Origin of the sequence: Marinobacter denitrificans (assembly GCF_008795955.1) — a bacterium.
Taxonomy (GTDB): domain Bacteria; phylum Pseudomonadota; class Gammaproteobacteria; order Pseudomonadales; family Oleiphilaceae; genus Marinobacter; species Marinobacter denitrificans.
This window is the reverse complement of the sequence record NZ_VMHN01000010.1, coordinates 105,019-126,806: the sequence shown is the minus strand read 5'-3', so window position 1 is coordinate 126,806 and position 21,788 is coordinate 105,019. Positions and strand designations below refer to the sequence as shown.

Below are 21,788 nucleotides of genomic sequence, written 5' to 3'. Positions count from 1 at the left end.
ACCGCGATTGGCCAGATAACCATGATAAAAAGATTTGTTCCTTTATTGATACTTGCCATCGGTGTTGCTGGTTTTATCCTGCTCAAGGTCACCAGGCCCGAGCCGGAAACTGTCAGTGCCAGAGAACGCAGTTGGCTCGTTGAGGTCATGACGGTGACGCCGGATACCCGTGCGCCGATATTGCCCCTGTATGGCGAGCTGGTGGCGCCAGAACAGACCACCATCGCCGCACCTCTTGCGGGACGAATTGGCAGCCGACCTGTCAGGGAGGGGCAGCGGGTGAAAGCGGGAGAGCTGCTGGTCGCCCTGGATGAGGCAGATGTTGCGCCTCTGGTTGCCCAGGCGGAAGCCGACGTAGGCGATCTTCGGGCCCAGTTGTCCTCGGAAGAGGTGCGCTATGCTACCGATCGCAATGCGCTCGAAGGCGAGAGAGCCATTCTCGATAACGCCCGGCGGCAGTTCGAGAGAACACAATCGCTGGTCAATCGGGACCTGACTTCGCGGGAAGCGCTGGAGACCGCCTCTGATACCCTCGCCCGCGCCCGCCTGACGGTCACTGCACGGCAGCGGGCAGTGGACGAACACCCCTCCCGGGTACAAAGCCTGGAGGCGAGGCTTGCCCGCGCCCAGGCAGCCCTCACTTCGGCACGCCGGGACGCAGAAAGAGCGACGGTGAGGGCGCCCTTCGACGGTATCGTGACTGATATCCAGGTGGCGGAGGGGGATCGTGTATCGCAGAACGCCCGGTTGCTTTCTGTCTACCCCGACCAGGGGTTGGAACTGAGAGCCCGGGTACCGGATGTGTTCCGCCAGGAGTTGCTGGATGCCCTGGATTCCGGCGAGGAACTGCAAGCGGTTACGGATGATGGCCGGCATCGTTTCCTCCTTTCCCGCTTCGCCGGGACCAGCGATCCTGCCGGTACAGAGGCGATTCTGACCTTGCGGGGAGAGGCCGGGGGCCTGCGCCCGGGTGGCCTGCTCCCGGTGACTCTGGAAAGGCCGCCAGCCCAAAACACCATTGCCGTTCCTTACAGTGCCCTCTATGGCAGCGACAGTGTTTACCGGATGACCGAGGACGCCCGTATGCAGCGCGTCACCGTGAAACGCCTTGGAGAGGCCAGAGGTTCGAACGGTGATCGTCATGTGGTGGTGTCGGCGGAGGGGCTGGAGGCCGGCGACTCGCTGATTACCACCCATCTACCCAATGCCATGACGGGCCTGAAAGTGGAACTTGCCGGCGCCGCGCCGGAGGCGGACGAATGAGGCGTCGCCGCGGTGTAATCGGTTTCTTCGTACACCATCGGGTAGCGGCCAACCTGGTGATGTTGGTGATGCTGCTTGGTGGCGCCCTGGCGCTGACCAGGATGAACATCCAGTTCTTCCCAAACTTTGCCCTTGATATTGTCAGTGTGAGGGTGGTCTGGAGCGGTGCCTCCGCGGAAGACGTGGAACAGGGTATAACCAACCCCCTGGAGCAGCGTCTTCGCAGCGTCCAGGGGCTCAAGAAAATGACCTCCACCTCCGCCCAGGGAGTGTCATCCATTACCCTGGAATTTACGGAGAATACCAACCCGATCCAGGCACTGGATGATGTGCGCCAGCAAGTGGATGAGTTCACCAACCTGCCGGCAGAAGCGGAAGAGCCCCAGGTAACCCGCTTTGAACGCTACGAGCCCGTGGGCAGACTCCTGGTTTATGGCGACATGGACCGGGGGGAGCTTCGCCAGCTGGCCTACCGGTATGAAGATGAGCTGCTGTCACGAGGTATTGACCGGGTATCCATTCGCGGCCTGCCGGAGCAGCAGATCAGTATTGATGTGCCGGTAGAGCGTCTGGAAGCCCTGGGCCTTTCGCTGGACCAGATTGCCGAGCGTGTAGGGTCTGTGTCCCGTGACTTACCTGCGGGAATGATGGGCCAGCAGGACGCCACCCGTGAACTTCGGTCCGTGGAGCAGCGCCGCAGCCCCCAGGACTTTGAAACCATACCGGTGCTCAGCGGTGAACGTATTCAGCTGCGCCTGGGAGACATTGCCATCATCCGCCAGGAGGCCCGGGAAAGTCAGGTGAACATCACCCGGGATGGGTTTCCGGCGGTCGAACTCCAGCTCCAGCGGGCCGAGGATGGTAACTCCCTGGAGGCGGCCGGAGTGCTGGAAAATTGGCTGGCGGAGACTCGCCCGGTGTTGCCGCCTTCTGTGAAACTGGAAGTCTACGATGAAACCTGGCAGCTACTGGACGACCGTATTTCCTTGCTGATCAAGAACGGCATGGGTGGCCTGGTCCTGGTTATTATCCTACTGTACCTGTTCCTGCCGGGACGGGTGGCCCTGTGGGTGGCCATTGGTATTCCTACGGCCTTTCTCGCTGCGCTGGCGGTGCTCTGGGGCATTGGCGGCTCCATCAACATGATTTCCCTGTTTGCACTGATCATGGCTCTGGGGGTGATCGTGGACGATGCCATTGTGGTGGGGGAGGACGCTGACGCCCACGCCCGCATGGGCGAGGAGTCCATCTACGCTTCAGAGGGGGCTGCCAAGCGGATGGTATGGCCGGTGCTGGCGTCATCGCTGACCACCGTGGCAGCGTTTATGCCGCTGCTGGTGGTAGGGGGCGTCATCGGTAATATCCTGGGTGACATCCCCCTGGTGATGATCTGTGTGCTGGTCGCTTCCTTGCTGGAGTGCTTTATCGTGCTGCCGGCCCACCTGCGCCATGCCTTTATTCCCGGCAAAAGCAAAAAGGCTGGCCCCGGCCCGGTGGAACGGGTGCGTAAGCGGTTTGAGTCAGGCTTTGATCGTTTCCGTGAGGGGCCTTTCCGCCAGGCGTCCCGCTACACCCTGCAGCATCGTGGCCTTACCCTGGCTTCGGCCCTGGCGGTGGCCCTGCTGACAGTGGGGCTGCTGGTTGGCGGCCGGCTCGGGTTCAACTTCTTCCCCACTCCGGAGCCCTCGGTACTCTACGCCAATGCAAGCTTTGTGGCCGGCACCAACCGGGAATCCGTGGACGACTTTATCGCCGGGATGCAGCAGGCTCTGAACGAAACCGAAGAGGCGCTCGGGGGCGACCTGATCCTGCATGCGGTTGCCAATCATGGCACCAGTCAGGGTGCTGAGGGCACCACACGGACCGGGGATGAACTGGGCTCCATCATGGTGGAGCTGGTTCCCTCGGACCGCCGTTCGGTTCGAAACCCCGAATTCATCATGGCCTGGCGGGACCGCCTGAACCGACCTGCCGGACTCGATAACCTCACCATCTCCGAGCGCCAGTCTGGTCCCCCGGGCAAGGATGTGAATGTGCGCCTGACCGGAGAGAACGCCATCGACCTCAAGACGGCGGCTGAAACCCTCAATGAGTCCCTGCGCACACTGCCCGGTGTGCTGGATACCGAAGACGACATGCCCTGGGGCCGTGAGCAGCTTATCTATCAGGTCAGTGCCCACGGTGAGGCGCTGGGGCTGACCACCAGTGACCTCGGTCGCCAGTTGCGGGCGGCGTTTGATGGTCGTATTGCCCAGATTTACCAGGATGGACGTGACGAAGTGGAGGTGAGGGTACAACTGCCGCGGCACCAGCGTGAAAGCATGGCGACGCTCTCACAGCTCACCGTGCGGGTGCCGGACGGTCGCTTTGTGCCGCTGAGCCAGGTCATGAACCTGGATCACCGTCAGGGCTTCCAGGCTCTGCGGCATGCGGAGGGTGAATTGTCGGTGGAGGTCACGGCTTCCCTGAATACCCGCATCAGCACCGCCGACCAGATTATTGCCAGCCTGGAGGAGAATGTACTGCCGGCACTGGCCAGCCAGTACAACCTGCGATACAGCTTCGAGGGCCGGGCGGCCGACCAGCGTGAAACCATGGAGGACATGCAAACCGGCCTGATTATCGGCCTGGGGTTGATGTATGTGGTGTTGGCCTGGGTGTTCGCCTCCTGGAGCATGCCATTGATAGTGATGGCCATCATTCCCTTTGCTCTGGTAGGGGCCCTGATCGGCCACTGGCTGATGGGGCTTCAGCTCACCATCCTCTCTTTGTTCGGCCTGTTTGGCCTGTCCGGAATCGTGGTGAATAACGCCATTATTCTGGTGGCCTTTTACAACCAGCAGCGAAAGAAAGGGCTGGGCATTACCGATGCTCTTAACGAAGCGGCGGTGCAGCGGGTGCGGGCGGTTCTGCTCACCTCTCTGACCACCATTGGTGGCCTGTTGCCATTACTGTTTGAAACCTCACTCCAGGCCCAGTTCCTGATCCCCATGGCCACGTCCATAGCCTTTGGCCTGGGGTTGTCGACCTTGCTGGTGTTGGCGGTGATTCCGGCATTGCTGTCTTATCTTGAACAATTCCGGGAATGGCGCGCCTACCGCCGGGGCGAAGAACCGGAACCCACTATCCAGCGGAGCGTTTAATGTCGAGCCCGGTACTGGCCATTGAAGGATTGAGCAAAGGGTTTGCCAGTGGTGGACAACGGGTTTCCGTGCTCACCGGCCTTACCCTGAGTGTCTTGCCGGGGGAGTCGTTGGCTGTTATCGGACGCTCGGGTTCCGGCAAGAGCACCCTGCTGAACCTGCTATGTGGCCTGCAAAGAGCGGACGGGGGCGTCATAACGGTAGCAGGGGAATCCTTTGACAGCTCTGATAATCGCGACTTCGACACACGCTGGGCAGAGTTGCGGCGACGCTCCATCGGTGTGGTGTTCCAGGACGCGAACCTGATGCCGGCCCTGTCGCTAGTGGAGAACGTTCAGTTGCGGGCAAACCTGGCCGGCCTTGCGGGTGGTGGCGAGCGCCGATGGCTGGAACGGCTGGGCGTGGGTGCCGAAGCTGATCGCTATCCGGACCAGGTGTCCGGCGGCCAGGCCCAGCGGGCGGCACTGGCAATGGTATTTGCCATGGCGCCGTCGCTGATACTTGCGGACGAGCCCACGGGCAGCCTTGACCGTCATACCGCCGATGAGGTGGCGGACTGCCTGTTTGACGTGCAGAGGAACAGTGGCTGTGCTCTGGTTCTGGCCACTCATGATCGCGAACTGGCTGGCCGCTGCAACCATTTGCTCGACCTGAGTGGAACACCCTAGCCGATGATGCTGGTAGGGGCTTTCATCAGCCATTATCGCCGTCATCCGTTCCAGTTGGCGGCGCTGGCTTTGATGATCGTGTTGGCCACCATGTTGTGGGCCGGGGTTACTGTGCTGACAGATCAGGCCCGTAACAGCCTGTTCCAGAGTGAAGAGGCCGTGGCGCCCCGGGTTCATGTGGTGCGGACCGACGGACAGCCTGTTGGGGTCGCCGAGTTTGCAGCCCTGCGGATGGATGGCCTGTGCGTCGCCCCCTGGCTGGAAGTGCAGCGCCCCGCGCCTGAAGGCCGGGTGATTGGCATCGATCCCCTGGCCATGGGGTGTTTTGGCGAAGCGACCCCGGGTGGGAAATCGGGCGAACTGGATGGTACGCCGTTTCTTGATATCAGTGAGGCCAAAAGGCTTTCCCGCGAAGGCTATGACAGTCGGCTTTACCTGCTGGCCCCCAATGAGAACGCAGAGTTGCCACAAGGCTATGCCCTGCGGGAGTTTTCACTGGGTCCATCCACGGGCGAACTGGCAGACAGCTTTCTGCTCAATCTGGATGCGCTGAGCCTACTGGTGTTGCTTATCACTGGCCTGCTGGTGCGCAGTGTGCATCGTCTGGGCATAGCCCAGCGCCAGGCCAGCTTTGACCTGTTGTACCGGTTCGGGGTGCAGCGCGGGCGGGTAAGGCGTTTGCTGGCGCTGGAGTTGGTGGTACTGACCAGCGTTTGCGTTCTGCCCGGGCTCTGGCTGGGAACGCAATTGGCCGGGGTGTTGGGCAGCGGTTTAGGGCAGGCTCTCGACAGCCTGTTTGATGTAACGCTCTATGCCGGTTCTGCAGAAGCTTTGCCATGGCAAGCCGCCGGGGTAATGGTGTTGCTGGTGCTGGCAGTTTGCCTGGTGGACTGGCTGGTGCCGCAGCGCTGGCGAGGCGCTCTCAGCTCAAGCCGCGCCCGCCTGGCTGCGGTGCTGGTTGTGCTGGCCGGGCTGGTGGTTGTTGCGTTGGCCCCGGAGCTGGCCCGGGTTTTTGCGGGCACAGCGCTGGTGTTTGTCGGTGTCGGCTGGCTTACTCCTGGCGTGCTGGCTTTTTTGGCGCAAAGGCTCTCCGACCGGGCCAGCCTGGATGGAGCGGGCCCGCTCACACGCTGGCGGCATCGGGAACTGGCGGTGATGTTCCGGCAGCTGGCGCTGCCGGTGGTGGCGCTGCAGTTCGCCATGGCAACCGTGCTGGCGGTACAGGCACTGGTGACAACCTTCGAGAGCACGTTCGACGACTGGCTGGCCCAGCGCCTGGAGGCAGAATTCTATCTGGAAGTGCCGCCCGGGGCTGATGCCAGTCTTGCCGCCGACCGGTTGCGGCGTCTTGAAGGCATCGGGCCCTGGCATCGGGTGAGCCGCGGCGAGGCTGGCATCGTTAGTGAAAGTGGAGGTGGCGATAAAACACTCCCCGTTGATCTGTTTGCACTGGCGCCAATCAGCGACCTTGTCGCGGCCTGGACCCTGCTGGCGAGCGTTGATCAACCCTGGCAGAAGCTTGAACAGGGCGGCGTGATGGTCAACGAGCAACTGGCCCGTCGCCGTCAGCTTGAGCCAGGTGATGTTCTGGAAGTCCTGGTGAGGGACACGGTGATCAGCGTCGATGTCGTGGCCATCTACGCGGACTACGGCCGTCCTGCGGGAGAAATATTAATGGCCGGGTCCGCACTGCCGGAGGGGTTTGTCGCCCGTTTCGAGAGTTTCTCGGTGAATCCCGGCGAACTGGCGATGGCGGAGATCCGTGAGCAGCTTGCGGAGGTCTGGAATGTAACCGACGTCACCGTCAGGGACAACGCCAGCATCCGCGCCCTGGCCTCCCGGGTATTCGGGCAGACCTTCCTGCTCACCCGGGCCATCAGTTTGCTGACCTTGGTGCTGGCGGCAGCCGCTCTGTTGATCATGAGCTGGGTGTTTTTTACCACCCGGGTCTGGTACTTCCGGTTGCTGGGCATATGGGGTCTGCCCGCCAAAGCCATTCGCAGTCAGCTCCGGCGCCTGTCGGTCATCCTGACGGTGGCAGTGACACTTGCCGCACTGCCGCTGGGTATCTGGCTGACCTGGGTACTGGTCGCACGCATTAATCCGCTGGCGTTTGGCTGGTCATTGCCCATGGCGCTGTATCCCGGGTTCTGGCTGGAACTGGGACTGGTGGCGGTCGTCACGGGTCTTGTGGTTGCACACCTGATGCGACGGCAGCTGGTTCACCGGGCAAGCGGCCAACAGGTGAAAATATGAGAGTGCGTGCCGGTGTTACTGTGCTTTGTTTGGCCATGATGGTGGCAGCTTGCTCGGATTCCTCAACCGAGGCTGGCTTCGCCGGGCTGGCCCAGCAACCGGCAGACGTGGACGCGTCCGGTTTCCTGCAACCACAGCCCGGCGATACCCTCACCTTTCCCGAGGATTGGGGGCCACATCCGCAACATCGCATTGAGTGGTGGTACCTCACTGCCAACCTGGAAACCTCTGACGGTGACCCTCTGGGCGTGCAATGGACCCAGTTCCGCCAGGCACTGCAGCCTCGATCTGTCGAAAGTGAGGCCCCCAACCCTGATAACTGGCCTCTGGAAGCAGCCTGGATGGCCCATGGCGCGGTGTCGTTTAACGGTGAACACTGGTTTGCTGAGAAACTGGCCCGTGGCGATGTCGGTCATACGGGTGCCACGGCGGAGCCATTCGAAGTGTGGCTGGATGACTGGCGGCTGAGGGCGGTGCCGGATTCTGATCACTGGCGTTTGCGGGCCCAGGGCGATGGCTGGGCCTACGATCTGCGGCTCAGCAACACCAACAGGATGGTGGCTCACGGCGACAAGGGTTTCAGTGCCAAGTCCGCCAGTGGTGAAGGCTCCATGTATTTCAGCCTGGTGGATCTGCGGATTGAGGGCACGGTGACGCTGGGTGGGGAAACCCTGGAGGTTTCCGGGAAGGGGTGGTTTGATCGTGAATGGAGCAGCCAGTTTCTCAAGGGCGGCCAGCAGGGGTGGGACTGGTTTGCCCTGCATCTGGACGGGGGCGAGAAGCTGATGGGATTTCGCCTGCGGGAGGATGACGGCGCCTTTCTGGCCGGTAGCTGGATCAGGCCCGGGGGCGAGGTCGACGCGCTGGGCAGCGAGGATGTTACCCTGTCACCGAGCAGTTGGCATGAATCAGAACAGGGCCGAGTGCCTGTTGCGTGGCGATTGACCATTCCTCAGTATGATGTGGACGTGACTATCACAGCACCGCCCGGCAATTACTGGAATACCGGGCTTTATCCCTATTGGGAAAGCCCGGTCTCTGTTACCGGTTCCCACCCGGGGGTGGGCTATATGGAACTGACCGGCTACAGCGATTAATGGCAGCCGTGTTTACTCCAGCGATGTGGCGCCAATGCGGTGAATGCTGACATCCGCACCGTTGAACTCTTCTTCCTCAGTCAGGCGCAGGCCGGAAATGGCGCGGACAATACCGTAGACAATCAGGCCGCCGATAAAGGCCACAGCAACGCCGGCCACGGCACCGATAATCTGTGACATCAGGCTGACACCACCCAGGCCCCCGAAGGCTTCCTGGCCGAAGATACCGGCCGCAATCGCGCCCCAGACACCACACACACCGTGCAGCGGCCAGACACCCAGCACGTCGTCCAGGCGCTCGATCTTGTCCTGGGCCCATTCGAACATGTAAACGAATATGGCACCGGCAATGCCACCGGTTATCAGCGCACCAACCGGGTGCATCAGGTCCGAGCCGGCGCATACGGCCACCAGGCCAGCGAGCGGCCCGTTGTGGATAAAGCCCGGGTCCTTGCGGCCGACCAGCATGGCCACCAGAACGCCGCCCACCATGGCCATCAGACTGTTCACGGCCACCAGGCCGCTGATGCCGTCCAGAGTCTGGGCTGACATCACGTTAAAGCCGAACCAGCCCACGGTGAGAATCCAGGCGCCGAGTGCCAGGAACGGTATGTTGGACGGTGCAAAGGCCACTACTTTGCCATTGCGATATCGGCCCTTTCGAGCACCGAGCAGAAGCACCGCAGCCAGGGCGATCCAGCCGCCGACAGCGTGCACTACAACGGAGCCGGCAAAGTCGTGAAATGCTGCACCAAACTGGTTCTCCAGCCAGGCCTGAAAGCCGTAATTGCCGTTCCAGATCATGCCCTCGAAGAACGGGTATACGAACGCCACGATCAGGCCCGAGGCAATCAGCATCGGATAGAACTTGGCGCGCTCGGCTATGCCGCCGGAGACAATGGCAGGAATGGCCGCGGCGAAAGTCATCAGGAAGAAGAACTTGACCAGGTCGTAGCCATTGGCGGCGGTCAGTTCGGTGGCGCCAGCCATGAAATGGCTGCCATAGGCAATGTAGTAGCCGACGAAGAAGTAGGCGACGGCTGAGATGCCGAAATCCGTCATGATCTTTACCAGGGCGTTGACCTGGTTTTTGTGACGCACAGTGCCCACTTCCAGGAAGGCGAAGCCGGCGTGCATGGCGAGTACCATAATGGCACCGATAAGAATGAACAGGGTGTTGGCGCTTTCGGTCAGGGTATGTACTGCACTCGTGATCTCCACGGGTTTGATGCTCCTGGTTGTGCATTGATAGCGTGCACACCAAGCAAGGAGTGTTCCGTTGTGAGGCAAAACCAGGATGGGTAATGGATTAGACGATTATTGAGCGCTATAAGAGGGCGGCCGGCGCGGGATACCGGCTTGCCAGTGCCCTGATGTTGTGCGTTATTGGTGGTCCTGCACCATTGTGGGGGCCGTTTGTTCAGCCTGCTCCTTCCACGCAGCATAACGAAGCAGGTCGGATTCCACGAAGGCCAGGCAGGCAGCCACCACGCCGGCGTCGTCGAGGAAGCCGATCCCCAGCAGCAGGTCAGGAATCAGGTCCAGGGGATTAAGTACATAGATCAGTGCGCCGGCGATGGCCGCAATGCTTTTCCATGGTACTTGCCGGTAATTCCCCTGCCAATAGTCACCCAGCATGGCAAACATCAGGCGGATGTCGGTGCTGAAACGGCTTAACTTGCCACTGCTTCTGACTTTGTCCTCAATGGCCTTCTGACGGCTTAGCAGATCAGCCACATCATCGCGGCGAATCTTGTCGGCCTCGGTGTTCAACTGTTCATTTGCCTTGCTTTCGCTGAAAGTAGCCATGGGCAGATACCTGTATTGAAGTGCCTTTCCTGGACCATGATCAACCAAGGCCGACGCAAAGCCAAGGGGTTTGCGGGTTACATCCGGGTCATGGTTATACTGTGGATATGGTCGATTACGTCAAAAACAATCCTACGTCTTTTCCCGATGCTCTGTTGTACGAGGCCAGGGGGCTTGAGTTGTTGGCAAGGACCCTGAAAGAAGCCGGTATCAGCGCTCCGCGTGTTCCGCCGGTAAAATCGGTGTCGGAGCGGGAACTGGTCATCCCCCGCATTAGCCCCGGCCCGGCAAATGAGGCCGCAATGACAATGCTGGGGGAGGGGCTGGCCCGTATGCATGCCGTTCGTCAGCCCCACTATGGGTTTGAGAGTGACAATATGATCGGGTTGTCACTTCAGAAGAATCGTGTGACGGACAACTGGGGAGATTTTTTCCTCGAAGACCGCCTGGGTTTTCAGGTAGGGATGGTCCGTAACCAGCAGGTGAGGGAAGAATTCGAGCTTGTGCTAGCGCAAAAGAGCGATTCTCTGGCGCAATTCCTCAACAGACACTGTGAACATCCCAGCTTGCTCCATGGCGACCTCTGGTCCGGAAATGTGCTGTTCGGCAACGCTGGCCCCTGGTTGATTGACCCAGCGGTTTATTACGGCGACCGGGAAGCGGACATCGCCATGACCGAATTGTTTGGTGGCTTTTCAGAAGCCTTTTACCGCGCCTACGATCGGTTTTATCCAAGAACAGAGGTTTACGCCGCCAAGCGGGCGATCTATAACCTTTATCACACCCTCAACCACTACAATCTCTTCGGGGCATCCTATCTCGATGCGTGCAGGCGTAATCTGGGAGTGATAGCGCGGCTTTGACTTGCGGGCAGGAAGATCGGGGCACACGCGGTGCCCCGATGGTTTCACTGCAGGATCAGGCAGATTTACGGCGACGCGTATAGGCAAGGCCGGCAAGGCCAAGTCCGAACAATGCCAGGGTGCCGGGCTCCGGTACTCTGGCAAAGGCATGGTTGTCGCTCTCGAAGGCGTAGTTGGTGCTGCTCAGACGCACTTCGTTGAACAGTTCACTTCCGAAGAAGAAGTTGATGTAACGGTTGGTGCTGTCAGAGCTTTGGTTGCCGTCAGCGCTTCCGGGGATGACGGCGGCGATCTGGGTACCGGTGAAGCTGTCTACGAGCAAACCATCCAGCAGAAAGGAAATGCTGTTATAGGTATCAATGGAGCCCCAGTAAAGCCCATAGTAATTCGATATCGTTCCGAGGCTCACGCTGGCAGTGCCACTGCTATCGGGGTTGGGGACTGTCAGGTAGTTGTCCACAACTCCTGGAGGCGCAGCATTTTGTCCGGTGGAGCCACTTACAATACTGTACTGGCCTGAGCAGCTCGCCGGTCCGCAGGTGCCATCGTTAAAGTCTATAACGGTCGCGTTAGCGACATCGGTAGTCATGACGCCTGCGTCAGAGGCTTCAATCACTGCAGCATTGGCTGCTCCAGAGAAAGCAAGTGCAACTGCACCAGCAAGAATAGAACTGGAATACTTGTTCATTGTTTTACCTCAATCTGACAATTCATGGGTATGCACGCGGCATGTATAAAAAGTAAGCAGATTGAGTGCCATATCGGCAAAAGCTCGTTATTTCAGTTGGCTATCTTTCTGAAACTGGGCGCTGCTCCGGAATATGTAAATAAATTCGACACACTGTTAAGGTGGTGTTACCACCAAGCCTTGCCCCACATCTCAGGGTTGGCCCAGTTATCCGGGTTGTTCCATGCGCGTTTGTGGTTGTAGCTGTCGATGTTATAGGTGTAAAGGGTGAGCGACTCGTTCTCGCCCTCCACTTCGGCCTGGCGGCGGAAACCCAGTGCGATGAAGTCAGTAAATGCCCACTCGGGACTGTCTGCCACTACTACGGCGATCTGGTGGGTTCCATAGTTGCGGAGCTGGCCCAGCAGGATTTCACCCTGTTCGTGGTTCAGGTGTTCCAGGGTGCCGGTAATCAGCGCCAGGTCCTGAGTCCGGGGTAGCGGAAAGGCATCGTTGGGAGCCTCGGGGTCCAGCGTTGTTATGGCGGAGTCGCTATGATGGTGGCACCAGTGATCACCCACCTGGCCAGCTATCTTGCCACAGACCACCAGCGTAGTGGGTTGGCAGGTGTCGATAATGCGGGCCAGGGCCTGATGGGGAGTAGTCATGATCGGGCGTGTCCTGTCAGGGTTGAGCCGTCAGTATCCCACTGGCCAGTCGGCGGCATCAACCAGGTGCAGGCCGACCGGCTGGGTCGCGTTCCCTTTCCAGCGCTTTACAAACTCACCCTTCGGGTCAAACTGGCGCGCCTGTTTTTCCAGGTTGAAGTGCCTCGGTCCCCTGGGGTCCGCGCCAACACCAGCGAGGTACTGCCAGTTGCCATAATTGCTGGCAACGTCGTAATCCACCAGTTGCTCTTCAAACCAGGCCGCGCCGTAACGCCAGTCCAGCTCCAGTTCGTTTACCAGGCAGCTGGCGACAATCTGTCGGCTACGGTTGCTAATGTACCCGGTTTCCCGAAGCTGGTTCATGGCTGCGTTTACCAAAGGGTATTCGGTGCTGCCAGCACACCAGGCTTTGAAGCGATGGGGGTAGAAGGACGCTGAACGTTTTTTCTGCTGTACTCCGTCCCGGCGAAACAGCTTGGCCCCGTGCTTCATCGCGTACCAGTAGAAGTATTCCCGCCATAGCAATTCGAACCATAGCCAGTAAGTGGAGTCGTTCCTGACGTGCTTTTCTTCATACTCGCTGATGGTATCAGCTACTTCGCGGGCGGAGAGCGAGCCGTTGGCCAGCCAGGGCGACAGGCGGGAAGATGCCTCGGCATCGTCCAGCGCGTTGCGGGTTTGTTTGTAGGAATCGATGTGGTGGTTGATGAACAGGTAGTCGTGGAGCCTTTTCAGGCCTGCCGACTCGCCACCGGTAAACCACACAGGCTGGTGAGGCTCGGGAATAGGCGGGCATTTACCCCGAGTGTCTTCCGGGTAGCCGGGCGCCGGAGGGAGCGCTGTCAAAGTGCGGATACGCAAGCTTCCGGAGTCGCGCCCGCCAGTGGTTTCCACCTGCTTACGGAACCCTGAAAAAGTGCCTGGCAGACTCTCCAACGTCATTGGCAGAGAGCTCTCGGTGAACAGGCTCAGGGTTTCAAATTGTTGGAACATCGTTTCGGGAAGGCTATTCTTGATCGCCCACCATTGGTTGGCTTCCCGTGTGCCGGGCAGGCGGGAGCGTATCACTCGTTCTATCCGATGATTATGTACCAGTTCCGGAATGACCACTTCAGGGTCGCCAAAGGCTATATGCAATCGCTGCCCCATTGACCTCAGCCTGCGTTCAAGGGCCATCAGGCTTTGCCACAGAAAACGCCAACGGTGATTGCCCATGGTCTTGCATTGGAACGGGCCAGGGGTAAACCATCGCGAGTCAACAACGTAGACGCAGACCAGCATGTCCGACTTTGAGGCGGCCAGCAGGGCTGCGTTATCATGCAGGCGCAGATCTCGCGTGAACCAGTAAAGGCTGACCACAGTACGGAACCTCTGAGTAGAGTATGGAAAACAGGAAGTTCTACGTTGTTTGTGGGGTGTTAGATTGCCGCAACTCCGCCAGGGGGAAGGCGGCGTTGCGGCATTTCAGGCTTTACAACTCCTGAGCGGTAGGCCTCAGGATGATTTCGTTTATATCCACGTCCGCAGGCTGTTCGATGGCATAAACAATGGCTCGGGCCACTGCGTCGGCATCAATTGCCACCTCGTAGAGCTCGTCTGCTGCCTTTTTGGCGTCTGGGTCGGTGATGGTGCTGGTTAACTCGGTTGCTACGGCACCCGGCGAGATATTGGTGCTACGGATCTCGTCACCGGCTTCCATGCGCAGACCTTCTGAGAGGGCTTTTACCGCGTATTTGGTAGCGCAATAGACCGCAGCGCCCGGAAACAGTTTGTGGCCTGCGACCGATGACAGGTTGATCACGTGCCCGCTGTGTTGTTCCCGCATGGTTGGCAGCACAGCCGCAATGCCATACATCACACCCTTGATGTTGACGTCCACCATCTGATCCCACTCATCGACCTTCAGGGCATCCAGTGGCGCCAGTGGCATCAGGCCGGCGTTGTTGACCAGGACATCAATCCGGCCGAAGGCTTTCTTAGCGGCGGCAGCAAGGGACTCCACCTGGTTTCGGTCGGTCACGTCCGTGACCTGCCAGATCACCTCGGCACCTTTGGCTTTCAGATCTTCTGCCAGTTTGGAAAGGCGGTCTTCGCGTCGGGCTGCAAGTACCAGCCGGGCCCCCCTGGCTGCAAGGCGACGAGCAGTGGCCTCGCCCAGTCCACTGCTGGCGCCGGTAATAATCACAACTTTGCTATTGATCGGATCGCTGTCAGTGCTCATGGTTTGACTCCTTTTCTTGGGAAAGTGCTGTTCAGGCGCTGAATTCGAGCTCTTTCAGCGTTGGATAATCGGTATAGCCTCGCTCATCGCCGCCGTAAAAGGTGCTGTCATCCCATTTGTTCAGGTCTGCATGTTGGCGAAAGCGCTCTGGCAAATCGGGATTGGCGATGAATGGACGGCCAAAGGTCACCAGGTCACAACGGCCACTGCCGATGCGCTTGCGGGCTTCTTCAGCGGTATAGGCGCCGTTGGCGATGTAAGTACCGTGAAACCCCGCCTGAATGGCATCGATCACTGATTCCGGGCGGCCGTTCGCATGATTGCCCTGGAAGGAATCTTCCACGACCTCGATGTAGCTGATGCCCAACGCATTCAGCCGCTTAGCGAATTCACCAAAGGTTTCTACAGGATTTTCGTCGTACATGGCGTTGAAACTGCCTGTCGGGCTGACCCGAACACCGACGTTGTCCTTGCCCCAGACGTCGATTACAGCTTCTATAACCATCAGTGGCAGGCGCATTCGATTCTCAACGGAACCGCCGAATTCATCGCTCCGCTGGTTGCTGCCACTCTTGAGAAACTGGTCGAGCAAGTAGCCGTTGGCAGCGTGTACTTCAACACCATCAAACCCGGCCGCTTTGGCGTTCAATGCGCCCTGGCGATACTGCTCCACAATGTCCCCCATCTCGTTCGTTTCCAGGGCTCTTGGTTCAGGGACGTCCACCATGCCGGAATCGGCGCTGATGAAGGTTTTGGCGCCTTCAGGTTTGATCGCCGAGGGAGCTACAGGCTTGTTACCGTCGGGCTGTAGAGCTGTGTGGGAAATGCGGCCAACGTGCCAAAGCTGCATATGAATGCGACCGCCTGCCATATGAACGGCACTGGTGACCTTGCGCCAGCCCTCAATCTGCTCTTCCGAGTGGATGCCTGGCGTGAATGCGTAGCCCTTGCCCTGAGGAGACACCTGGGTGGCCTCGCTGATGATCAGGCCGGCACTTGCACGCTGCTGATAGTACTGAGCATTCATGTCGTTCGGTACGTCTCCGGGCTGACTGGAGCGGGAACGGGTCAGGGGTGACATCAGCACACGGTTGGGCAGTGTGAGAGTGCCAAGATCGTGCGGTTGAAACAGTGCGTCATTTACATTGTTCATAGGCCATTCTCCGTCAGAGATTAATAGGAATTAATTAGACCAGTCTACTAGTCATCTTGGAAAAAAAGTGTGGGTTCAGCGAATACCCAGGCATTGATGAAAAAAGACCCGCACAAACCGCTCCATGGGTTCTGTCGATTTCAGAACCTTGGCCCTGAGAATAGCGCCTTCCCAGCCGGACAGCAGGAAGCTGGCCACGTCAGCGGGATCGATGGAGTCGTCGACATCACCGGCCTGCCGGGCCTCTTCAATACAGCGTTCGAAACGCTTTTCCCACCCCTGGAAAACGGTATCCAGGCGTTTGCGGAAAACTTCGTTCTGTCCTGCCAGTTCCTGCCCCAGGTTACCAATCAAGCATCCACGGGTGTATTCGCAGCTGGCCATGGTTTCCAGGCCAGTGTCGAAATAGGCGCGGAGCCGGTCGACACAGGAGCGGCTGGTGTTGTTAAGGATCTGATCCAGCTTGGTGTCGTATTCCTGTGCAAAGGTATCGATGACAGCCAACCCGAAGTCATTCTTGCTGCTAAAGTAATGGTAGAACGACCCCTTGGGGACACCGGCCGTGGTCAGCACGGCATTGATGCCAGTGGCACCGAAGCCCTTCTGGCCGATCAGGTCGGCGCCGGTGTGGATGATGTGGTTGCGCGTGTCGTTGGATGTCATGGTTGTGATATTAGACCGGTCGTCTACAATACGTCAAACCTGTATAACCCGAGACATTCGATCCCGAATCTTTTTTGAAGGAGTCTGCCAGTGATCAAATCCCGAGCCGCGGTGGCATTTGCCCCCAATAAACCGCTGGAAATTGTGGAAGTGGACGTTGCCCCGCCCCAGAAAGGGGAAGTGCTGGTGCGCATCGTTGCCACTGGCGTTTGCCATACCGATGCCTACACCCTTTCAGGTGCTGACTCTGAAGGCAACTTCCCGGCCATCCTGGGCCATGAAGGCGGCGGCATTGTTGAGGCCGTCGGCGAGGGCGTGACGTCCGTGGAAGTCGGCGACCACGTGATTCCCCTCTACACAGCCGAGTGTGGCAAGTGCAAGTTCTGCACGTCCGGCAAGACCAACCTGTGCAGTTCCGTGCGTGAAACCCAGGGCAAGGGTGTGATGCCGGATGGCACCTCCCGTTTTTCCTACAAGGGCGAACCCATCTATCACTACATGGGCTGTTCGACCTTCTCTGAGTACACCGTGCTGCCGGAGGTGTCCCTGGCCAAGATCCCCAAGGAAGCGCCGCTGGACAAAGTGTGCCTGCTGGGTTGTGGCGTCACCACCGGCATCGGTGCGGTACTGAACACCGCCAAGGTGGAAGAGGGCGCAACGGTGGCCATCTTCGGTCTCGGCGGAATCGGCCTGGCCGCCATCATCGGCGCCACCATGGCCAAGGCCAGCCGCATCATCGCCATTGACATCAACCCCGGTAAGTTTGATATCGCCAAACAGCTGGGTGCCACAGACGTGGTCAATCCGAAGGATTACGGCAAACCAATCCAGGAAGTCATCATTGAAATGACCGACGGCGGCGTGGACTACTCCTTCGAGTGCATCGGCAACGTGGACGTGATGCGTTCAGCCCTGGAGTGCTGCCACAAGGGCTGGGGCGAATCGATCATCATCGGGGTCGCCGGTGCCGGCGAGGAAATCCGCACCCGCCCGTTCCAGCTGGTGACCGGCCGGGTCTGGAAGGGGTCTGCCTTCGGCGGCGTTAAAGGCCGTACCGAGCTGCCGGGCTACGTGGAAAAAGCCAAGACGGGTGACATTCCTCTGGATGTGTTCATTACTCACAACATGCCGCTTGAAGACATCAACGAGGCGTTTGAGTTGATGCATGAGGGTAAGAGTATCCGGACGGTTATTCATTTCTGACGTTATTTGAACAGAGCCCTGCGTTAATGACGTAGGGCTAGGAGCAGTTGATGGCCTCAGAGAGTTCTTTCCGATTCCGTTTCCGCTACGGCGAATGCGACGCCCAGAGCGTGGTCTTCAACGCCCGCTACGCAGACTACGTGGATATTGCCGTCAATGAATATATCCGCACCCTATTCGGGGACTACCAGAATCTGCTGGACCAGGACCTGGATATCCAGGTGGTGAGCATGACGGTGAACTACCGGGCGCCGGCGCGGTTTGATGATGTGCTGGAGGCGCGGACCAGGGTAGGGCGACTGGGTAATACCTCGTTCACCCTGCATCTGGAGTTCGTCCGCTTCGGTGACGAGCAACTGGTCGCCGGGGCTGATATTACCTATGTACTGATTCAGCCCTCTGAGATGGCAAAAACCCCGATACCGGCGCACATTCGCGAAAAGCTTGAGGTGGGAGCCCCCGGCGTGCTCATCAGCCACGCCGGGGAACAGCAGCCTTCAGGGTAGCGTTCAGCTTCCCTGAAGTGCCTGTACAACTGCCTTGGCCGCGCCTTCGGAAGAGGCGGGGTTCTGGCCAGTGATCAGCTTGCCGTCCACCACGATGTGCGGTGCCCAGTCGTCACCCTTGGAATAGGTGGCGGTGTTTTCCTTCAGCATGTCTTCCAGCAGGAAAGGCACAACGCTGCTGAGGCCTACAGCATCTTCTTCACTGTTGCTGAAGCCGGTCACTTCGCGGCCACCCACAATATTCTGCCCCGGCTTGATTTCCACATTCTTGAACACGGCCGGCGCATGGCATACGGCACCGATGACCTTGTCCTGCTCATGGGCGGTCTTGATCAGGGCCATGGACTTTTCATTGTTCACCAGATCCCAAAGCGGGCCGTGACCGCCCGGGTAGAAGAGGGCGTCGTACTCGTTCATATCCACATCGGCCAGTTTTTTGGTGCTGGCAAGGGATTCCTTGGCATGGGCATCTTCCTGGAAACGGCGAGTGGTTTCCGTTAATGCATCGTCTGTCTCGCTGTTAGGGTCGACCGGTGGCTGACCACCTTTCGGCGAGGCGAGGGTAATGTCGGCACCGGCGTCCTTGAACACATAGTAAGGAGCTGTGAACTCTTCCAGCCAGAAGCCGGTTTTATGCCCGGTGTCTCCCATCTGATCGTGCGAGGTAAGAACCATCAGTACTTTCATGCAATCTGTCCTTTTGATCGTTTAATGGGTTCGTTATGACTGCCTACACATTGTTTGTGGCGTCGACTGTGTCGGAAATCAACGGTTATCGAGCAGTCATTACGGGTATTGGCGGTGATCAGATCCTGCGGATGTCACTTACTGTATATTGTCTATACTTTGGGAGATCATGGACAAAAGACTGAACCGGGGTTCCGGTATGCGGTTTTGCATTCATCTCATGGAAGGGTAAGCCCTCGTGCGTCATGTTATTTTTCGGTTACTTTTTGGGCTTTTTCTGGTAGTTCCACTGGTTTCTGCGGCAGAAGATAACCTGAGCGTGACGGTGGGCATTAACCACGCCCCACCTTACCGTGTGGTCACCGATGAGGGTGTGACCGGCCTTTATGTCGATATTTTCAATGAGATTGCGGACAGGATTGACTGGAACGTACGCTACGTTGAGGCGCCATTTCGGCGCATATTACGAATGATGGAAGATGGCGATATAGATGTAATGCTTGGCCCCGTGAAGACGGCGGAAAGGGAGGAAATGATGGCGTTCGTGGCGCCGGTTTTCCCCCCGGAGCGAAAACTGTTCTTCTATCATCGTGATGAAAACCGCGTAACAGAATACGAAGACCTGTATGGCATGAAAATCGGCGTGCTGGCGGGCGCCAGTTATTTTGAAAAGTTCGATACAGACGAGGAGCTCACCAAAGAGCCGATAGCACGATACGAAAACCTGATGCGGATGCTGGAGATGGGGCGGGTCGATGTGGTGGTAGCCCCAGAACTGGTGGGACGCTACACCGTAAACCAACTGGGCATCGATGCCTCTGAATCACCCTATCAGGTGCCGGGTGAGCATTCATACATTGCCATCTCCAGAAACTCACCCGTGCTTTCACGGCGGGAGCAGATAAGTGCCACATTTGAGCAACTCAGAAGGGATGGCACCTACGACAGGCTCGTGTCGGGCTATCGGAACCACGCCAGTAAGTGACACCGGACCGGAATGACCTGTGGTTTATGCCTCTGGGCGGAGCCGGCGAGATCGGCTGAACCTCAATGCGGTTTCTCTGATTGTCAGGACGAAATCGTCAAAATTCCAATAGTCGTTCGCAGCCTACCTGTATAAACTCAAACCCGCTTTATGCTTAATTACCAACCTCAGGAGGCAGTACCACCATGGCAATCTGGACCCGTAGCATTCCTACCCTTGAACAAATGGCCGAGGGCAGCAAAAACACCGCTGTTGCCACTATGGGCATTGAATTTGTGGAAATCGGCGATGACTATCTCATCGGCCGCATTCCCGTGGATGAACGCACGGTGCAGCCGTTCGGCATTCTCCACGGCGGGTCATCGGTCGTGCTGGCGGAAACCCTGGGCAGCATGGCGGCCAACTATTGTCTCCGTGAGGAAAACCAGATTGCGGTGGGGCTGGATATCAACGCCAACCATATTCGCTCAGCCAGCAAAGGCTGGGTCTATGGCACGGCTCGTCCCCTTCACCTTGGTGGCACTACCCAGGTATGGGAAATACGGCTGGAAAACGAGGAAGGCAAGCTTACTTGTATTTCAAGGCTTACCATGGCGGTCATTGACCGGGGCTGAGGCTTGATACTTCCGGAGCCTTGCGGTTGAGGATGCCCTGTTCGATGAACTCTTTCATCACAATGCCGTAGCTTTCATCGGGCACTTCCCGTGCGATTTTGTAGGGGTGCCCTCCACTATCCCGGGTCTCTTTCAGCAGATCCACTTCGCGGAAGGTGGCCAGCGGGTGTTTGTTGGCGTCACGCACCAGCAGTACCCTGGGTTTGAGTTTGCTGGCAGCATGGGTGGCCACCACAATGCCCACCTCACCGTTGGTCATTTCCACAATGGAGCCGGGCGGGTAGACGCCGATCATGCGGATAAATTCCACCGCGAGGCCCGCATCAAACTGGGCACCCTTGTTCCGGTGAATGATCTGCAGTGCCTCCATGGAGGCACGGCCCTTGTCGTACACGCGGGAGCTGGTAATGGCATCGTAGGTATCCACCAGCCCCACAATTTTCGCAAACAACGGGATCTGATGCCCGGACAGGCCCCGTGGATAGCCCTTGCCATCCATTCGCTCATGATGTGAATAGGCCACGTCAACCGCTGCATAGGCCAGCCGGGGCAGGGCGGCCAGCACGTCACGCCCGAAGGTGGTGTGGTTTTTCATCACTGCGAATTCTTCCGGTGTGAGCGCGCCGGGCTTGTTCAGGATCTCGTCGTCAATGCGCATCTTGCCCACATCATGCAGCAACCCGCACAGGGCAACAGTGCGGATCTCTCCTTCCAGAAGCCCCAGGTGCTTGCCAAACGCCGCTGACAGAATAGACACGTTGATGCAGTGTTCTGCAGTGTATTCGTCCTTGTTCTTGATTTTGGTAAGCAGCAGCAGGGCGTTATCATTCCGCAGTACGCTGTCGACACAGCTATCCACCACCTGGTGGATCTGGTTCATCTCCAGTGTTCGCCCGAGCCGCAGGTTAGACATGATGTTCTTGGCGGTGGCCTTGGCATCCGAGTAGCTCATCGTCGCCGCGGCCATTTCGCGACTGGCGTCTACCTTGTTGATGTAGGTGACTTTGCGCTTGGGAATGGAGGAGGAATCCTCCGTTGACGTATCTTTCGGGGCGGGCTTCCCTGTCCTGGTTTTACGGCTTGCGGGCAATCTCTCCAGGGTTTCCGGGATAACATCCACCCGCCCTTCGACAACGACCGTTTTGCACTGTTGCTGAACAGCGAGCACGTCTTCGTCGTTCTGGAGGATAAATCCCTGCAGCAGGAAGTCCGTTTCTTCCCATGGCCGGTCCAGCCGAACGACGTGCATCCCGATCTGCAGCTGGGATACAGGGATTTCAGTCTCTATGATGTCCTGACGGGCCGTGGGCATGCTACAGCAT

At 58.5% G+C, this 21,788-nt stretch carries 20 protein-coding genes; 10 read left to right on the top strand and 10 right to left on the bottom strand.

Translation table 11 applies throughout. From position 1 onward, the window contains the following. Positions 1-21 precede the first annotated feature (21 nt). From FO268_RS19910 to FO268_RS19890, 5 genes are read left to right on the top strand one after another with little or no spacing between them, the layout of a single operon-like run. The gene (locus FO268_RS19910; RefSeq protein ID WP_150995012.1) at positions 22-1,263 is read left to right on the top strand and encodes an efflux RND transporter periplasmic adaptor subunit; all 1,242 of its coding nucleotides are present in this window, start codon (positions 22-24) and stop codon (positions 1,261-1,263) included. Then, entirely contained in the window at positions 1,260-4,406 is a 3,147-nt protein-coding gene (locus FO268_RS19905) for an efflux RND transporter permease subunit (protein ID WP_150995011.1), read from the top strand. The genes FO268_RS19910 and FO268_RS19905 overlap by 4 nt, the downstream gene beginning before the upstream one ends. Further along, positions 4,406-5,074: an ABC transporter ATP-binding protein gene (locus FO268_RS19900; RefSeq protein ID WP_150995010.1), complete on the top strand. Its 669-nt coding sequence runs from the start codon at positions 4,406-4,408 to the stop codon at positions 5,072-5,074. The genes FO268_RS19905 and FO268_RS19900 overlap by 1 nt, the downstream gene beginning before the upstream one ends. Before the next feature lie 3 nt (positions 5,075-5,077). Then, entirely contained in the window at positions 5,078-7,330 is a 2,253-nt protein-coding gene (locus tag FO268_RS19895; protein ID WP_191967006.1) for an FtsX-like permease family protein, read from the top strand. Then, complete coding sequence (locus FO268_RS19890) at positions 7,327-8,427, top strand: lipocalin-like domain-containing protein (RefSeq protein ID WP_150995009.1); 1,101 nt, start codon at positions 7,327-7,329, stop codon at positions 8,425-8,427. The genes FO268_RS19895 and FO268_RS19890 overlap by 4 nt, the downstream gene beginning before the upstream one ends. A gap of 12 nt (positions 8,428-8,439) precedes the next feature. On the opposite strand, the gene FO268_RS19885 is transcribed toward FO268_RS19890, so the two are convergent. Beyond that, complete coding sequence (locus FO268_RS19885; RefSeq protein ID WP_150995008.1) at positions 8,440-9,648, bottom strand: ammonium transporter; 1,209 nt, start codon at positions 9,646-9,648, stop codon at positions 8,440-8,442. A gap of 162 nt (positions 9,649-9,810) precedes the next feature. Next, positions 9,811-10,236: a YkvA family protein gene (locus FO268_RS19880; RefSeq protein WP_150995007.1), complete on the bottom strand. Its 426-nt coding sequence runs from the start codon at positions 10,234-10,236 to the stop codon at positions 9,811-9,813. 107 nt (positions 10,237-10,343) lie between these two features. Here FO268_RS19880 and FO268_RS19875 point away from each other — a divergent pair, with 107 nt between their 5' ends. Continuing rightward, positions 10,344-11,099 carry a fructosamine kinase family protein gene (locus tag FO268_RS19875; RefSeq protein ID WP_150995042.1) on the top strand — a complete coding sequence of 252 codons (756 nt, stop codon included), beginning with the start codon at positions 10,344-10,346 and terminating at the stop codon, positions 11,097-11,099. Between the two features lie 55 nt (positions 11,100-11,154). Here FO268_RS19875 and FO268_RS19870 read toward each other — a convergent pair whose 3' ends face one another. The 6 genes from FO268_RS19870 to FO268_RS19845 form a co-directional block, all read right to left on the bottom strand. Next, the gene (locus tag FO268_RS19870) at positions 11,155-11,787 is read right to left on the bottom strand and encodes an Npun_F0296 family exosortase-dependent surface protein (RefSeq protein ID WP_150995006.1); all 633 of its coding nucleotides are present in this window, start codon (positions 11,785-11,787) and stop codon (positions 11,155-11,157) included. A 167-nt stretch (positions 11,788-11,954) separates the two neighbouring features. After that, positions 11,955-12,434 (bottom strand): DUF6231 family protein, encoded by a 480-nt coding sequence (locus tag FO268_RS19865; RefSeq protein ID WP_150995005.1) that lies wholly within the window; start codon positions 12,432-12,434, stop codon positions 11,955-11,957. Positions 12,435-12,464: 30 nt separating this feature from the next. Then, on the bottom strand, positions 12,465-13,793 hold the full coding sequence (locus FO268_RS19860) for a DASH family cryptochrome (RefSeq protein ID WP_150995004.1): 1,329 nt from the start codon (positions 13,791-13,793) through the stop codon (positions 12,465-12,467). Positions 13,794-13,905: 112 nt separating this feature from the next. After that, positions 13,906-14,655 (bottom strand): SDR family oxidoreductase, encoded by a 750-nt coding sequence (locus FO268_RS19855; protein WP_150995003.1) that lies wholly within the window; start codon positions 14,653-14,655, stop codon positions 13,906-13,908. A gap of 31 nt (positions 14,656-14,686) precedes the next feature. After that, positions 14,687-15,808 carry an alkene reductase gene (locus FO268_RS19850; protein ID WP_150995002.1) on the bottom strand — a complete coding sequence of 374 codons (1,122 nt, stop codon included), beginning with the start codon at positions 15,806-15,808 and terminating at the stop codon, positions 14,687-14,689. Positions 15,809-15,883: 75 nt separating this feature from the next. After that, positions 15,884-16,471: a TetR/AcrR family transcriptional regulator gene (locus tag FO268_RS19845; protein WP_150995001.1), complete on the bottom strand. Its 588-nt coding sequence runs from the start codon at positions 16,469-16,471 to the stop codon at positions 15,884-15,886. Between the two features lie 90 nt (positions 16,472-16,561). Here FO268_RS19845 and FO268_RS19840 point away from each other — a divergent pair, with 90 nt between their 5' ends. Further along, complete coding sequence (locus FO268_RS19840) at positions 16,562-17,674, top strand: S-(hydroxymethyl)glutathione dehydrogenase/class III alcohol dehydrogenase (protein ID WP_150995000.1); 1,113 nt, start codon at positions 16,562-16,564, stop codon at positions 17,672-17,674. A gap of 50 nt (positions 17,675-17,724) precedes the next feature. After that, a complete protein-coding gene (locus FO268_RS19835; protein WP_150994999.1) occupies positions 17,725-18,180 on the top strand; it encodes an acyl-CoA thioesterase in 456 nt (151 codons plus the stop codon). Between the two features lie 3 nt (positions 18,181-18,183). On the opposite strand, the gene FO268_RS19830 is transcribed toward FO268_RS19835, so the two are convergent. Next, the gene (locus FO268_RS19830; protein ID WP_150994998.1) at positions 18,184-18,867 is read right to left on the bottom strand and encodes a type 1 glutamine amidotransferase domain-containing protein; all 684 of its coding nucleotides are present in this window, start codon (positions 18,865-18,867) and stop codon (positions 18,184-18,186) included. A 238-nt stretch (positions 18,868-19,105) separates the two neighbouring features. Here FO268_RS19830 and FO268_RS19825 point away from each other — a divergent pair, with 238 nt between their 5' ends. Beyond that, positions 19,106-19,852, top strand: a complete 747-nt coding sequence (locus tag FO268_RS19825) for a substrate-binding periplasmic protein (protein ID WP_150994997.1) — start codon at positions 19,106-19,108, stop codon at positions 19,850-19,852. A 185-nt stretch (positions 19,853-20,037) separates the two neighbouring features. Next, positions 20,038-20,466, top strand: a complete 429-nt coding sequence (locus FO268_RS19820) for a hotdog fold thioesterase (protein WP_150994996.1) — start codon at positions 20,038-20,040, stop codon at positions 20,464-20,466. Here FO268_RS19820 and FO268_RS19815 read toward each other — a convergent pair. Next, positions 20,450-21,778, bottom strand: coding sequence for an HD-GYP domain-containing protein (locus FO268_RS19815; protein ID WP_150994995.1), 1,329 nt, complete (start codon positions 21,776-21,778; stop codon positions 20,450-20,452). The genes FO268_RS19820 and FO268_RS19815 overlap by 17 nt on opposite strands. Positions 21,779-21,788: the final 10 nt, after the last annotated feature.

What these genes read in the sequence shown, in the direction of transcription:
- FO268_RS19910 (WP_150995012.1), top strand. Translation starts at nt 22, where the DNA reads ATGATAAAAAGATTTGTTCCTTTATTGATACTTGCCATCGGTGTTGCT.
- FO268_RS19905 (WP_150995011.1), top strand. Translation starts at nt 1,260, where the DNA reads ATGAGGCGTCGCCGCGGTGTAATCGGTTTCTTCGTACACCATCGGGTA.
- FO268_RS19900 (WP_150995010.1), top strand. Translation starts at nt 4,406, where the DNA reads ATGTCGAGCCCGGTACTGGCCATTGAAGGATTGAGCAAAGGGTTTGCC.
- FO268_RS19895 (WP_191967006.1), top strand. Translation starts at nt 5,078, where the DNA reads ATGATGCTGGTAGGGGCTTTCATCAGCCATTATCGCCGTCATCCGTTC.
- FO268_RS19890 (WP_150995009.1), top strand. Translation starts at nt 7,327, where the DNA reads ATGAGAGTGCGTGCCGGTGTTACTGTGCTTTGTTTGGCCATGATGGTG.
- FO268_RS19880 (WP_150995007.1), bottom strand. Translation starts at nt 10,236, where the DNA reads ATGGCTACTTTCAGCGAAAGCAAGGCAAATGAACAGTTGAACACCGAG.
- FO268_RS19875 (WP_150995042.1), top strand. Translation starts at nt 10,344, where the DNA reads ATGGTCGATTACGTCAAAAACAATCCTACGTCTTTTCCCGATGCTCTG.
- FO268_RS19870 (WP_150995006.1), bottom strand. Translation starts at nt 11,787, where the DNA reads ATGAACAAGTATTCCAGTTCTATTCTTGCTGGTGCAGTTGCACTTGCT.
- FO268_RS19865 (WP_150995005.1), bottom strand. Translation starts at nt 12,434, where the DNA reads ATGACTACTCCCCATCAGGCCCTGGCCCGCATTATCGACACCTGCCAA.
- FO268_RS19855 (WP_150995003.1), bottom strand. Translation starts at nt 14,655, where the DNA reads ATGAGCACTGACAGCGATCCGATCAATAGCAAAGTTGTGATTATTACC.
- FO268_RS19850 (WP_150995002.1), bottom strand. Translation starts at nt 15,808, where the DNA reads ATGAACAATGTAAATGACGCACTGTTTCAACCGCACGATCTTGGCACT.
- FO268_RS19845 (WP_150995001.1), bottom strand. Translation starts at nt 16,471, where the DNA reads ATGACATCCAACGACACGCGCAACCACATCATCCACACCGGCGCCGAC.
- FO268_RS19835 (WP_150994999.1), top strand. Translation starts at nt 17,725, where the DNA reads ATGGCCTCAGAGAGTTCTTTCCGATTCCGTTTCCGCTACGGCGAATGC.
- FO268_RS19830 (WP_150994998.1), bottom strand. Translation starts at nt 18,867, where the DNA reads ATGAAAGTACTGATGGTTCTTACCTCGCACGATCAGATGGGAGACACC.
- FO268_RS19820 (WP_150994996.1), top strand. Translation starts at nt 20,038, where the DNA reads ATGGCAATCTGGACCCGTAGCATTCCTACCCTTGAACAAATGGCCGAG.
- FO268_RS19815 (WP_150994995.1), bottom strand. Translation starts at nt 21,778, where the DNA reads ATGCCCACGGCCCGTCAGGACATCATAGAGACTGAAATCCCTGTATCC.